Annotated in this window: 13 protein-coding genes; 5 read left to right on the plus strand and 8 right to left on the minus strand. The window is 63.6% G+C overall.

Annotated elements, in window-relative coordinates; all coding sequences use genetic code 11:
- Window positions 1-6 precede the first annotated feature (6 nt).
- Window positions 7-1,428 carry a sensor histidine kinase gene (locus R6258_RS12200; RefSeq protein WP_318450632.1) on the minus strand — a complete coding sequence of 474 codons (1,422 nt, stop codon included), beginning with the start codon at window positions 1,426-1,428 and terminating at the stop codon, window positions 7-9.
- The gene (locus tag R6258_RS12205; protein ID WP_318450634.1) at window positions 1,425-2,081 is read right to left on the minus strand and encodes a response regulator transcription factor; all 657 of its coding nucleotides are present in this window, start codon (window positions 2,079-2,081) and stop codon (window positions 1,425-1,427) included. The genes R6258_RS12200 and R6258_RS12205 overlap by 4 nt, the downstream gene beginning before the upstream one ends.
- A gap of 143 nt (window positions 2,082-2,224) precedes the next feature.
- On the opposite strand from R6258_RS12205, the gene R6258_RS12210 reads away from it, so the two are divergent.
- Window positions 2,225-2,689, plus strand: coding sequence for a hypothetical protein (locus R6258_RS12210; RefSeq protein WP_318450636.1), 465 nt, complete (start codon window positions 2,225-2,227; stop codon window positions 2,687-2,689).
- 184 nt (window positions 2,690-2,873) lie between these two features.
- Here the strand turns inward: R6258_RS12210 and R6258_RS12215 are convergent, their stop codons facing one another.
- A complete protein-coding gene (locus tag R6258_RS12215; protein ID WP_318450638.1) occupies window positions 2,874-3,848 on the minus strand; it encodes a stealth conserved region 3 domain-containing protein in 975 nt (324 codons plus the stop codon).
- A gap of 299 nt (window positions 3,849-4,147) precedes the next feature.
- Entirely contained in the window at window positions 4,148-4,897 is a 750-nt protein-coding gene (locus R6258_RS12220) for an NAD(P)H-dependent oxidoreductase (RefSeq protein WP_318450640.1), read from the minus strand.
- 119 nt (window positions 4,898-5,016) lie between these two features.
- On the opposite strand from R6258_RS12220, the gene R6258_RS12225 reads away from it, so the two are divergent.
- Complete coding sequence (locus R6258_RS12225; RefSeq protein ID WP_318450641.1) at window positions 5,017-5,922, plus strand: LysR family transcriptional regulator; 906 nt, start codon at window positions 5,017-5,019, stop codon at window positions 5,920-5,922.
- A gap of 84 nt (window positions 5,923-6,006) precedes the next feature.
- On the plus strand, window positions 6,007-7,275 hold the full coding sequence (locus R6258_RS12230) for a M20/M25/M40 family metallo-hydrolase (RefSeq protein ID WP_318450643.1): 1,269 nt from the start codon (window positions 6,007-6,009) through the stop codon (window positions 7,273-7,275).
- Between the two features lie 86 nt (window positions 7,276-7,361).
- Here R6258_RS12230 and R6258_RS12235 read toward each other — a convergent pair whose 3' ends face one another.
- The 4 genes from R6258_RS12235 to R6258_RS12250 all read right to left on the minus strand — a co-directional run bounded on the left by R6258_RS12235 (window position 7,362) and on the right by R6258_RS12250 (window position 11,955).
- Entirely contained in the window at window positions 7,362-8,111 is a 750-nt protein-coding gene (locus R6258_RS12235) for a siderophore-interacting protein (protein ID WP_318450645.1), read from the minus strand.
- Window positions 8,112-8,263: 152 nt separating this feature from the next.
- Window positions 8,264-9,427, minus strand: a complete 1,164-nt coding sequence (locus R6258_RS12240) for an HlyD family secretion protein (RefSeq protein ID WP_318450647.1) — start codon at window positions 9,425-9,427, stop codon at window positions 8,264-8,266.
- Window positions 9,428-9,462: 35 nt separating this feature from the next.
- Window positions 9,463-11,016, minus strand: coding sequence for a DHA2 family efflux MFS transporter permease subunit (locus R6258_RS12245; RefSeq protein ID WP_318450649.1), 1,554 nt, complete (start codon window positions 11,014-11,016; stop codon window positions 9,463-9,465).
- A 309-nt stretch (window positions 11,017-11,325) separates the two neighbouring features.
- A complete protein-coding gene (locus R6258_RS12250; protein ID WP_318450651.1) occupies window positions 11,326-11,955 on the minus strand; it encodes a cell wall hydrolase in 630 nt (209 codons plus the stop codon).
- Window positions 11,956-12,321: 366 nt separating this feature from the next.
- Between R6258_RS12250 and R6258_RS12255 the strand changes: the two genes are divergently transcribed.
- A complete protein-coding gene (locus tag R6258_RS12255) occupies window positions 12,322-12,966 on the plus strand; it encodes a TetR/AcrR family transcriptional regulator (RefSeq protein WP_318450653.1) in 645 nt (214 codons plus the stop codon).
- An 85-nt stretch (window positions 12,967-13,051) separates the two neighbouring features.
- Complete coding sequence (locus tag R6258_RS12260) at window positions 13,052-13,987, plus strand: TAXI family TRAP transporter solute-binding subunit (protein WP_318450655.1); 936 nt, start codon at window positions 13,052-13,054, stop codon at window positions 13,985-13,987.
- Window positions 13,988-13,989 lie beyond the last annotated feature (2 nt).

The raw sequence follows: 13,989 nt of genomic DNA on the forward strand, positions 1-13,989 counted from the left end.
CACCGCTCAGGCCGTCGCCTGAGCGGAGTCCCGGTCGGCGATTGGCAGGGTCACCCGGATTTCGGTGCCGCCATCGCGGGGCGAATGCACCATGGCCTGGCCGCCATGGGCCTGGGCGACCGCCCGGACGATCGCCAACCCCAGCCCGCTGCCTTCATCGGCCTTGCCATGCCCTTGCTGGAATGGATCGAACACTCGCTCGTGCCTCTCGGGGGCAATGCCGGGCCCCTGGTCGCATATCCGTAGGAGCGCCCGGCCGTCGTGACAGGCCAGCGCGACGTGGACTGTGCCTTGACGGGGCGAGAAGCGAATCGCGTTGTTGATCAGGTTGGTCACCAGGGTTTCGATCAGCGGGGCGTTGCCGATGACAGTGACCGGCTCGTCGGGCATGGCGAGGCGCAGTTGCACGGCACGGGGGGTGCCGATGCGCTCGACGACACGGCGGATAACCTCGCTGAAATCCATCGGATGGGTGTCGAGTCGGGGGGCCACCGGATCGAGCCGCGCCAGGATGAGCAATTGATCGACCAGGGTCGTCATGTGATCGATGGATTGCTGGGCCTTGCACAGCGCGCGTTCTCTTCCCTCGGCGCTGCGACTGCGGCGCGCGACCTGCAACTGCGCCCGGCAGCCGGCCAGGGGCGTGCGCAGCTCATGGCCGGCCCCGGCGGTAAAGGCGCGCTGACGGGTAAGCACTTCCCTCACTCGGTTCATGAGACGGTCGAGCGTGGCTATGAACTCGCGCAGTTCGACGGGAACGCGGCGACGATCGATGTTCAAGGGGCGTGGAGCGAGCGGGTTCTGGCGCGCGATGGCGTGCTCGATTCTTCTCAATGGCGCCAGTCCACGCCATACCGAAACGAACGCCAGCAGGGTGAATGCGGGCAGCAGCCAGAGCAGCGATTGCGTGACGTCGTGATTGAGCATGGCGGCATGGGCGGTACCGACGTGCTGATTGAGGGCGACCCGGATGGTGATGCCATGCCAGAGATCGTTCAGGGTGAAGATTCGCCATTGCTGGTTGGCGATGAAACGACTATCGAACCCGGGCGATGAAAAGCGGGCGGCGGCGGGAAAATCGCTCGAACTTGCCAAGACGCCATGCTCGGCCGAAAGCACTTCGAAACTGGGAGGCTGTGGCCCGGTTGCGCTGTTCGGCAAGGCCATGAGCTGAGCAAGAAATGGCTGGTTCAGCGCTGCTCGGGGCCGGGCATCCGCGTCGGCGGTTTGTAGATTGCCGACATAGATGCGCAGCAACAGCGTCGCGGTCGATTGCAGGCGATGGTCCAGCTCTCGCGAGGCGTTGTCTTCGATGGTATGTCGGGCATGCGTCCAGAGAGTCAGCCAGAGCATGGCCAGCAAGATCAGCAGCCATATCAGCAGTCGCGCATGCAGGCCAATGGCGAAGCCTTTCGTTAACCTGTTCATGGCACGATGCGATAGCCGAGGCCGCGAACCGTCTCGATGCGCCGGGCACCGATTCGTGAGCGCAGCTTGTGGATCAGTACATGCAGGCTATTGCTCTCGGGGCCGTCGCCCCAACCGTACAGCCGCGATTCGAGTTGCTCACGGCTGATGACCCGCCCCGAGCGCTCCAGTAGCGCTTCGAGAACGGCGAATTCATAAGCGGACAGCTCGACGCTCGTCTCATCTATTCGGACTATTCGGTCGCTGCGGTCGAGGCTGACGGCGCCACACTGCAGGCAGTTGTCGGCGTGGCCGTTGGCGCGCCGCAACAGGGCTCGCAAGCGTGCTTCGAGCTCCGCCAGATCGACGGGCTTGCTGACGTAGTCGTCGGCGCCCTGGTCGAGAGCGGTGATGCAGTCATGGGTGTCCCCGTAGGCGGTCAGCACCAGGACGGGGACCTGCTGGTTTGCTCGCCGCCAGTGTGCCAGGACCTCCAGCCCCGAACAGCCGGGTAGGGCGAGGTCGAGTACCGCGACATCGAACTCGTCGGCCTCCAGGGCATGTAGGGCGTCGTCACCATCGGTCAGCCAGTCCACGGTATGTCCGTCCAGCCTGAGTCCTTCGCAGAGCCCATCGCCCAGGATCACATCGTCTTCGATGACTAGAATGCGCACATCGCCTCCTTGCTTGCGCCTTTCCGTACCGCTTGACCCCCGACTCTAGCACTCCCTGGCATGGTCTGTTCGGATATCGGGACGTAGCCGGGCTGCCGAATGGATCCAACGGCAAACGACCTGCCGTGACTAAGGTTCGATTAATGTTCGCCGCCGATGCTCAATACGTCGACAAGGGCAAGAGCCGCTTGATCGACTGCAACTACCGTTCAATCATGACATGGAATATGGAGAGCGTTATGCGTAAGGAATTGATCTTTGGTATTGCACTGGCACTGGGTTCCACTGGCGCGTTTGCAGCATCGTTCGAAAGCCAGGATGCGAATGGTGACGGCAAGCTCAGCAAGGACGAGTTTTACAGCTCGGTCTCTGATATCGGCACCTACTCCGACTGGGACCTCAATGACGACGGCCTGATCGACGATAACGAATTCGGCAAGCTGAACAACGATTGGACCTACGGTGAATGGGACGCCAATGGCGACAACTATGTCGACTCCGGTGAGTTCTATGACGGCATCTTCACCAATTTCGATGCTGATGAAAATGGCAATTGGGATGATGGCGAGTGGGACGATGCCGGCAACGCTGGTCTGTTCGACATCTAACCGACATCGCGGTCGGCCTTAAGTACGCTGGCCTCGAAAAGCATGCATGTACCGAGCGTAAAGGCCGAGTCCATACTCGGCCTTTACGCTTTTTGTCTGTCTGTCTGTCTGTCTGTCTGTCTGTCTGTCTGTCTGTCTGTCTGTCTGTCTGTCTGTCTGCCTGGCGGCCACGCTTTGCATGGTGCTAGACCTCGAACGCGGACTTGTCGGGGAACAGTTTGGCAAAGCTTGCATTGATACTGGCCTTGACCGTCTCGAAATCGCTGATATCGGCATCGTTGATAGTGATGAGGGCCGTCTTCTGCGACTCGATGAAAGCCGCTACCTCGCGGTAGTTGTCGTTGGAGATTTCATAATACGTGCCATCCTTGCGTGGCGTTGCCGGGCTGAACCTGCCGTTGATTAAATGATGATAGCGAAACAGATAATGGTTGATATCGCTGGTCAGGCGAAATTTCGACCGGCAGGTCTTGGCCATCTCCTCGCCGAAGACGGCCCAGGTTTCTTGCAGGTTAGACTTCAGATAGGGCTGGGGGAGGTGCGGCTCCAGGAAGCCGGTAAAGCGTGGCCAGGGGAGCAGAAGCAGGGTTCTGGCGAGATATTGGCGGTAAGCCGGATTGAACCATTTGCTGAAGTGGTTTCTCATCACCGAGCGCTTGTCGAACCGGCGGTTGAGTTGCTTGATATTGTTCATCAAGACCGGCGATAGCCCATCCCCGGAATAGGCATTGAGGATCGCAAAATCTCTAGGCAGCCCCCCCTTGAAGAGCATTTCCGGATCCAACCGGTCGATCACGAAAAAATCGTCGTTGAAGAGCACGAAATGTTCGGCTAGTGACTCGAGGTGAATGAGGTTGAGTTCCAGTACCCGTGAATTGAAGGTCGGTAGGTAACGCGCGTCGATATAATCGGCGTGCCGGACGATATTCAGCTTGGGGTGTTGTGGGTTGAGCCAAGTCGGCAGGTGGCCGTAGGTCACGAAATGGATGCGATTGACCCAGGGCGCATACTTCTCGATACCACGAAACCAAAACCGAAGGTTGTCCCAATCCCGGTAACGCCCGGGGCTGAAGTCTGCGACATCGCGATATTTATCGGAGCAGGCGGTTTCCTTGTATTGTCGCTGCCATTCGGGGTCTGAAGGATCGAGCCACGTCATGACGAAATCTATATTTATCGCACTCATTCGCCTATCTCTCGTCTCAGGTCATTTTCATGGTGCACCCCTTCCCTGTCCGGTTTATCTGTGTAGTTATAATTATTTATACCAATTCGCTTCGTGTAGCGGCATCCTGGACAATTTGGCAGCTCACAAAATAATGCTAATTGCGCCAATAAAACGCTTTTTTCTTAAAGCTGTCATCAAAAGATCATTCACTGGGATTCGCTGTCAAGCTACGTGCTGCACATGGCTGTCGCTGTCAGGTTTGCCTGCTAGCGGGAACCGCGAGGGCCGATTCAGACGCGCCAGCGTAACGGGTGTGTCTGGCTGAGTACGCCGTCGTCGTCCCAGTCCTGCCAACCGGTGAAGGGGATCGGCGCCTCGTTGGCGAGCCCCTCGAGGCGCCCACTCCAACGCTGTTTGTCGGCTTCGAGCTGCCGGCGGAAAACCGCATCGACCTGGTAGCTGAGTCCTCCGCCCTGGACGCCGTAGGTCAACTGCGGGGCCAGTACTTCGAACCCGACGTAGTACAGCGAGCAGTGAATGGGCCACATCAGTGCGGTGATATCGCCGCTGCGGCCCCAGGTCGAGAAGGTCGTCCCCGGGGCGCCGGTGGTGACCGAGCAGATGGCGCGCCTGCCGCGCAGCGGGCCACGATCGAAGCGGCGTTGACCGGAATACAGCCCGCCGTAGACGAAGACCCGGTCGAACCAGCCCTTGAGCATCGCCGGCGGCCCGTGCCACCACAGCGGAAACTGCAGAATCACCAGGTCGGCGCGCTCAAGGCGCTCGATTTCGCGGCGCACGTCGGTCGCCAGTTCGTCGCGCCGATAGTGATGGCGCTGCTCGGTCAGCGCCGAAAAGTAAGCCGCATCGGCGCGCGAGGCGAAATGCTCGGGTCGCTCGACTGGATCGAAGTTCTGGGCGTAAAGGTCGGAGACCTCGACCCGGTGGCCGTCGCCTTCCAGCGTCTCGCTGGCGACGTCCTTGAGCGCGGCATTGAACGAGCGGGGCTCGGGATGGCAGTGAACGATCAGGATGTGCATGGCGTTTCCTCGCGCTGATGATCGCTCTACGCTAGCGTTTGCATGAATTAGCGTGAATCCGCGAAAGCTGAAAGCCAGGTTTGCAATAATGCAATGTGCGGGTGGCAATGGGAGGGAGCATGTCGGAGCGGCTGGCGCGTTGGGATGATCTGCGCATCGTGCTGGCGATCGCCGAGTCGGGATCGCTCGCCGGCGCGGCGCGCCGGCTGGGAGTCAACCACGCCACCGTATTTCGTCGGTTGGGCGAGCTCGAGCGCCAATTGGGCGTGCGGCTTTTCGAGCGCTCGCGGGGCGGCTACACGCCGACGCCCGCCGGCGAGGAGCTGGCCGCGTCGGCGTCACGCGTCGCCAGGGACATCGCCGACGCCGAGCGCCGCGTGCTGGGCCAGGATCTGGCGCTTTCGGGCACGCTGCGCATCACCACCACCGATACCTTGCTGATGGGGCTGCTGACGCCGCACTTCGCGCGATTTCGCGCGAAGCATCCACGGATCGTATTGGAGGTCGTGGTGTCCAATCGCACCCTGAACCTCAGCCGCCGCGACGCGGATATCGCCATTCGTCCCACCTCGGCGCCGCCCGAGACATTGGTCGGCCGCCGTGTGGGGCGCATCGCCCAGGCGGTCTATGCACGGGCGGATCGCCACGATGACATAACCCGCCAGGCGTGGGTCGGGCCGGACCCCCACCTGGGGTACCCGGCGCTGGAAGCCTGGATGGTTCGTCAGGGCGTCGACGCGCATGCCGGCTATCGGGTGGACAGCATGCTCGCCATGCAGGCCGCTATCCGTAGCGGCCTCGGGCGCGGCGTGTTGCCCTGTTACCTGGCCGACGACCAGCCTGATCTGCGGCGCCTCGGCGAGCCCATCGCGGAACTGGCCACCGACCTGTGGCTGCTTACCCACCCGGACCTGCGTCGCACGGCGCGGGTCCGGGCATTCTTCGACAGCCTCGCCACGGCGCTCGACGCCGACGGCGAGCGCCTGGCGGGAATCGACCGCCGCGCAGAGGATTGTGATGTTTGATCTCGGTTAGCGGCGTTAAATCTGCCAGACTGATCTCATATACCCATTAAATCCGCGAGCTGGAATTCACAAGAGAGTGAGGCAATGAGCGAGACGAACCGACCCTGGAACCGGCCCATGCCGGAGCAGCAGTTCAAACTGATGCGCGAGATCCTCGACGCACCCAGCCCGGTGGGGCTGGAGGCCGCGATGACCTATGGCGTGCTCAAGCCGCAGTTCGAGTCGTTCGCGCCCAGCGACTGGCACCTGCACCAGTACCAGGGCCACGCCGGCGTGGTGTTGGACACCCATCCCGGCCGCGACGACATGTTCAAGGTGATGCTGATCGGTCACGCCGACAAGATCCGCATGCAGGTACGCTCGATCGGCGACGACGGCAAGATCTGGATCAATAGCGACTCCTTCCTGCCCACCGTGCTGATCGGCCACGAGGTCAAGCTGTTCAGCGAAGACCCCGAGAACCCCGGCAGCTACCGGGTGATCCAGGGCGGCACGGTGGAGGCGCTGGGCGCCATCCATTTCGCCGACCCGGCGGTGCGCTCCGGCGACCGGGGCATCAAGAAGGAGCAGATCTACCTGGATCTGCAGATCCACGGCGAGAACAAGAAGCAGCAGGTCTTGAACCTCGGCGTGCGCCCCGGCGACTCGATCATCATGGATCGCCCCATCCGCCCGGGCTTCAGCCCCGACACCTTCTACGGCGCCTACCTGGACAACGGCCTGGGCTGCTTCGTCACCAGCGAGGTCGCGCGGCTGATTGCCGAGGCGGGCGGCACCCGGCAGGTGCGCGTGCTGTTCGCCATCGCCAGCTACGAGGAGATCGGCCGCTTCGGTAGCCGGGTGCTGGCGGGGGAGCTCGAGCCGGACGTGCTGATCGGCGTCGACGTCAACCATGACTACGTGGCGGCGCCGGGCATCGGCGACCGGCGCATGCAGCCGCTGGAGATGGGCAAGGGCTTCACCATGGCGGTGGGCGCGATCGTCAGCGAGCAGCTCAACCGGATCATCGAGAGCACCGCCAAGGAGCACGATATCCCCATGCAGCGCGACATGGTCGGCGCCGACACCGGTACCGACGGCATGGCCGGGGTGCTGGCGGCGGTGGATTGCGCCGCCACCTCGATCGGCTTTCCAATCCGCAACATGCACACCATCTCCGAGACCGGCAACACCCAGGACGTGCTGGCGGCGATCCATGCGCTGACCTACACCATCCAGGCGCTGGACGCCCTCGACGATCCGCATCAGGAATTCCGCAACAACCATCCGCGTCTCGACCGGGCCACGCCGCTGGAACACCAGGGCTCGGCGAAGCCCGAGGGTGAAGAGAAGGGCGAGGAAAAGAACGCCTAACGCAACAGGCATGACTCGCTGAGCCACGGCCACGCCGAAGGCGCTCGATGGGCGCCTTTAGCGTGGCCTTTTGCTTGCCGCCGGCCTCAAGCGGTGTCGTGCTCCGCGGCATCCTGCGACTTGGCCAGCTTGTGCTGGTCTTCGCTGCTGCCCATCTTCCAGTAGCTGGACAGGTAGAGCTGTTGCTTGTTCAGCGTGTACGTCTGCTTCAAGTAGCTGCGCAACTTGCGCATGCTGGCGAACTCGCAGGCGCCCCACACGGCGGGTTGTCCGGCGGGCAGCGTCAATCCGCATAAGCGGTCGAGCAGGGCGTTGCCCTCGGGATCGGGGCTCGGATTGACCAGCCAGTGCAGGTTCAGGCGCGCCGGATGGTCGAGCGGCTGGATATCGGCTTCATCGAGGACCTCGACGATCGCATGCCCGCTCGCGTCGGCGGGGAGCATCGCCAGGTTCACGCTGATCGCCGGCAAGGCGGTCATGTCGCCGATCAGCAGGAACCAATCGGCATCGTCGTGAATCAGCTTTCTGGGACCGGGGCCGCCGACGAGGATACGCTCGCCGGGCTTGGCCTCGAGCGCCCAGCGCGAGGCCGGGCCGGCGCTTTCGTGAATGACGAAGTCCACGTCGATTTCAGCGGGGCGCTGGTGGCGCACGGTGTAGGTGCGCATCAGCGGTCGCTGCCCCTCGTCACGCGGGAAGACCAGCTTGATGTAGGCGCTTTCCTGGTCGGCCGGAAAATCGGCCATGCCGTCGCCGCCCAGGGTGATGCGCAGCATGTGCGGGGTGACGAAGCGACGTCCGACGACGGTCAGTTCGCGGGGCGCGGGTCGACTCATGGGCGGGGCTCCCGTTGTGGTCCGTGACGCCGCATGTCGGGCGCCAGATTGTTGGACAGGTGATTGATCAACTGCAGCAACTGAACGATCTTGCCCTCGCTCAAGCCGGCTGTCATGCGTTCAACGACGCGCGGATGGCCGTGACGCGTCGCTCAGCTTGCGGATGGACGCGGTGTCGCGCCGCTGACGTCGATATCCACCTCCACCATCATCCCCGGGCCGATCAGCTCGGTGGGGCCGTCGTCGAGGGCGATGCGTACCGGAATGCGTTGGGTGATCTTGGTGAAGTTGCCCGAGGGGTTGGGGTTCGGCAGCAGCGCGAACTGGCTGGTGGCGGCGCGCCCGATGACGCTGACGTGGCCCGCGAAGGTCGCATCGGGGTAGGCATCGACGCTGATCGCCACCGGCTGGCCGGCACGCAGCTCGGCGATGTCGGTTTCCTTGATATTGGCCTCGACCCACAGCTTGTCGGGGTCGTGCATCATCAGGATCGGCTGGCCGGCACTGACGTATTCGCCCTCGTCGATCAGCGTCTTGTTGACCACGCCGTCGATCGGGCTGGGTACCTGTAGGTCGGCGATGCGCAGCTTGGCCTCCGCGAGCCTGGCCCGGGCCTGGGCCAGTTCCTGCTCGGCGATCTCCAGTTGGATGCGCATCACCGACGGGTTGGGCAAGGGCATCTGCGCGCCATTGAGGAAACCCACGTGGGCGTTGTCGGCTTGCGCCTGGCTGACCGCCACCTCCTGCTGGGCCTGGTGATATTCGGCCTGGGCGGCGAGATAGGTGTAGTAGTCCTCGTCGCGCTGTTGCTGCGAGACCGAATGCTTGTCGAGCAGCGCGTCCGAACGCTGATAATCCTTGCGGGCCTGGACGAGCCGCGCCTTGGCGGCGGCTTCGGCGGCCTTGGAGGACTCGAGCTCCTGGTTGGTGATGTTCAAGCCGCCCTGGAACTGCTTCTCGGCGAGCTCCAGCCGGGCCTGCTCGTAGTCGCGGCGCGCCTGCATGGCCGCGACACCGGCCTTGAGCGTCGCGAGTTGCTGCTCGTCGGGCTCGCTGTAGAAGCGGGCCACCGTGTCGCCCTCGGCGAGCCGGTCGCCCTCGACGATCGAAAAGCCGGTGACCCAGCCGGACAGGCGGCTGCTGACGGTGACCTGGCTGGCCATCACCCGGGCGTCCTGGGCGCTGACGTGGGTCATGCCGTGGTAGATGGCCCGGGCGCCCCACAGCAACACCAGTAGCAGAACGATCGCGACGCCCGCGAGCTTGTACTTGGCCTTTGTGGTGAAACGACGTGGCGGGGTGTTCGACGATGTCATGTGCGAGGAATCCTTGAAACGATCACGAGTGCGGGTCAAGCCTGACCGGTCCGTTGCCAGCGGCTGAGCAGGACGGAGGGAATGGCGACGATCATCAGGCTGGCGACCAGCAGCCAGAAGCCGTCCTGATAGGCCAGGATCGACGCCCATATCGTCTCCACGCGCTCCATCAGGTAGCCGGCCATGGCCTGCTGGTGCGTGGCCGGCACGCCCAGGCGGCCGGCCAGCTCGGCCAGCTCGCCGAGCTGCTGCTGGGCCACGGTATTGCCGGCATTCACGCCGGCGTTGAGGTGCTGGCCGTGCTGGACGGTCTGGCGGTCGAGCAGGATCACCAGCCCCGCGGTGCCCAACGCTCCGCCCAGTTGCATGGCGAAGTTGATCGTGCCCGAGCCGTGGCCGGTGAGGTGGCGCGGAAGGGCGGCGATGGCGTTCGATAGGGTCGGCGGGGGAAAGGAGGCCATGCCCACCGACATCACCGCCATCGCGCCCGCCAGGTAGGCGAACGAGGTATTCCAGTCCATCTGCGCCATGTGCCATACCGAGAATATCGTGCAGGCCAGCCCCGGCAGGGTGATCCAGTGCGGCGGGTAGCGATCGCTCAGCCAGCCCACCAGCGGCACCAGCACGCCCAGCACCGCCGTGGACGGCAGGAATATCTGCCCGGCGGTGATGGGGCTGTAGTGCAGGACCGACTGCACGAACTGCGGCAGCAGATACATGATGCCGTAGAAGGAACCGCCGAACAGCAGCATCGCCAGGGTGCCGACCACGAAGATGCGATAGCGGAAGATCGCCAGGTCAAGCAACGGATGCGCGGTACGCTTCTGCCAGGCCACGAACACCGCCGCGCAGACCAGCGCGAACAGCACCAGTTCGGGTACGCGCGGGTCGTACCAGCCCCAACGCTGGCCGTTGGAGAGCGCCGTCAGCAGAGCGAACACCGCCGCGAACAGCAGCACCACGCCGGCCCAGTCGAACGGCGGGCGCGGGCCCTTCTGCTCGCGTCCCGGCAGGAAGAAGTAGCCCATCACCGCCGCCGCGGCGCAGATCGGCAGGGTGATGAAGAACACGTAGCGCCAGGTGAAGTTTTCCACCAGCCAGCCGCCGATCACGGTAGCCAGCGTCAGCGGCAGGCCCAGGCACATGCCGTACATGGCCACCGCCATGCCGCGCCCCTCCGGCGGGTAGGCCGCGAACAGTGCCTGCATGGCGACCGGGCGGATCAGTCCGGTCATCGCCCCCTGAACGACCCGCGCGGCGATCAGCGCCATCATCCCCTGGCCCAGGCCGCCGAGGATCGACGCACCGATGAATACCGCCAGCAAGCCGATGAAGGTGGCGCGCTGACCGACGGCGGCAACCAGCCAGGGCGCGATCAGCAGCGATACCGTGGTCGAGGCCAGAAAGCCGGTGGAGAGCCACTGCACCTGGGAATCGCTCATGCCGAAGGCGCCCTTGATGTAGGGAATCGCCACGTTGACGATGGTGATCGACATGCCCAGCGCCACCAGGCCCAGCATCACGGTGAGCGTGACCCACAACTTGTAGCGTGGGCCGTAGTGCTCGAAAAGCTGCTCCACCTGACTCATGAGGGGAATCTGCGGCGCGGAGGCGCCACATGCGTATCGGGAACGAACACGATCTTCCTTTGGCGTTTTAGGGCTGGAATGGGCCGACGTAAGCGAAGCTCCACGCCTTGTTGGTCGGGCCGTGGAGCGTATTTCAGTCGCTGACGCTCCGGCAGCGTTGCCGGTAACGCGCTAGTCGCTAGTGAGTATATCGTTTGTTGGCTAAGAAATTAACCCGGCGACTGCCGGGACCGACAGGCGCGAAGCGGGAGGCGTCGACATGGACGGCCATGGGGGCAGAGAGTGGGCAGAGAGGGGAGTTACCGAGGATTAGCTGTCATCGGGGCGATAGAAGTCGAATTCGTTCGTCTCGGCGGTCTTGATGTATTCGTCCGACCAACTGGGCGAGACCTGCTTGTGATGGAAGAACAGCGCGCCGTCGGTAGCGTCGGCGAGCGAGCCGTTGAGCGCGCGACGGGCTATCTCCTTGGATTCGGCATAGGCCTGCTCCTCGTGCGCGATGTCCGAACGGCCGTCGCACCACCAGGAGAATTGACAGTTGCCCTGCTCGGAGCCCTGGCGGACGACCTCGCAGACCGTGTTGGGAAAACCGGGGTGACCGAGGCGATTCATCACCACGTTGGCGACGGCTTCCATTTCGGCGGTGCCGGCCCCGCGGGCCTCCCAATAGATACTGCGCGACAGGCAGGTAATGGGATCGTCGAGCGGGGCGTTACCCTGCGGGTCGACGGCCTGTACGCCGGTCGGCGTCAATGCCTGGACGGGGACAGTGGGTGCCTCGCTGGGTTCGGCCGAGGCCTTCTGCTCGAGCACCTCGGCCTTCTGCTCGGCGACTTCGGCCATTCGGGTATCGCTGGCGCGGGTGGGGGCGATAGCCGTCCACATCAAAGCCGCGCTCAGGCTCAGAGTCAGCATCACGGAATAATGGCGCACGTGCATGTCGGGTTCTCGTCGAGGCGTAGCGCAATCCTACGTGGCCCGGTGGCCGACGGCCATCCGCACTGCCAACGCTCGTTGCCCTGAAGACCGCGCCCTCGCCGGTCCGCCGAGCTTATACCCTGCGGCCTACAGGCGAACGGCCCGGCGACCAAAGACTGACGAACGTGATGGCGGATCGGTCGTTTGTCTGAGCCGGGATAACCTCATCGACCTGATCTCTTTCGTTTCGATATCGCGTGGTGGCGTTTCGCTGCGGCGCGCGCGCAGGGCTGCGACCAATGTCTAGCTCCCTGTAAATTGCATTGCTCGAGTCGCTCTTATACAACTGTACAAGAAGATAATACGATCGAACACGAGGCGGACTTGGTGACTACAGTAGCGACCCCATCAGTCAAGGAAAGGCTGCTCGCTTCGGCGCAGCGGCTGTTTTCGCAAAGCGGCTACAACGCCGTTTCGATGCGTGCCATCGCCAAGGAAGCGGATGCCAACGTGGGCAGCCTGACCTATCACTTCGGCTCCAAGGCGAGCCTGCTGCGCGAGATCTACATGCGCCATACGGCGCCCATGAACCAGCGGCGCAGAGAGCTACTGGAGCAGGCGGTGCTGATCAAGGATGACGAGGAGCGGCTCAGGTTCGTGCTGCGGGCCTACATCCTTCCGGCGTTCTCCATGTCGGAAAACAGCGTCGGGGGCGGTGCCGAGTTCACGCGGATGCGCGCGGTGCTGTCGGCGGAAGGCAACAAGGACGCCAGCGCGATCATCGCCGACTCCTTCGATGAAACCAGCCATGCCTTCATGCGCGCCATTGCCGATTGCGTGCCCGGCGCCAGCAAGGAAGGCCTGCTGTGGTGCAGCCAGTTCCTGCTCGGTTCGCTGTACTACGCGCTGATCAACCCCGAGCGCATCACGCGCCTATCGGGCGGCGAAGTCGACGGCCACGACCGCGACACGGCCATCGACGAGTTGGTCAACGCCAGCTTCGCGAGTTTCCGAAACCTGTCGCCTCGGTGAGATCCCTGCCAGATAAACCAGACCGACCGAGTACAACAAACGCGAGCAATGCAATCGCGAGCGCGACAATCGAGAGGAGTACGTCATGAAATTCTGGAAATCCATCGCCATGCTTACGGCGGGTCTGATGCTGGCCAGCGGCGCCGCCAGTGCCGACGAGCGCCTTTCCATCGGCACCGGCGGCACCGGCGGGCTGTTCTACGTGATCGGCGCCGGGGTGGCGGACACCCTGAACAAGCACATGCAGGACACTACCGCCCGTGCGGAAGTGACCGGCGCTTCGATCGAGAACGTGCGTCGGGTCGCGGCCGGGCAGATGGCCCTGGGCTTCTCGTCCTCGTCCACGCTCTACGAAGCCGCCCACGGCGAGGGGCCGTTCGACGGCGACCCGCAAGCGGTCCAAGGGATCGCCTACCTGTACCCCGCGGTGCTGCAGCTCGCGACCACCGCCGATACCGGCATCGCGAACATCGCCGACCTGGCGGGCAAGCGCGTCAGCCTGGGGCCTCCCGGCAGCAACTCGGCGGTGCTCGCCAAGCGTATCCTCGAGGCATACGGCGTCTTCGATTCGATCGAGCCGCAGTTCCTGTCGTACACCGAAGGGGTCGGCGCGCTGATGGACGAGCAGATCGATGCCACGGCCGTGTTGGCCGGCGCCCCGACCGCGGCGCTGATCGACCTGAGCTCGCAGCGCGACATGCGTCTGTTGCCGATCGAGGCGAAGCAGGTTCAGTCGATGCTCGACCAGTACCCCTACTACCAGTTGTACGACATTCCCGCGGGTACCTACGACGACCAGGATCAGCCGGTTACCGCCATTAATGACCCCGCCGTCCTGTTTACCGCCAAGGATGTCGCCGAGGACACCATCTATCGCGTGACCAAGACGCTGTTCAGCCATCTCAACGAGCTGGGCGAGGTGCACCCGCAGGCCAAGAAGATTTCCCTGGAGACCGCCGAGAACACGCCGGTCGACCTGCACCCGGGCGCCAAGCGCTACTTCGAAGAAGCCCAGCAATGATC

This window comes from Halomonas sp. HP20-15, from assembly GCF_033446685.1.
Classification (GTDB): domain Bacteria; phylum Pseudomonadota; class Gammaproteobacteria; order Pseudomonadales; family Halomonadaceae; genus Modicisalibacter.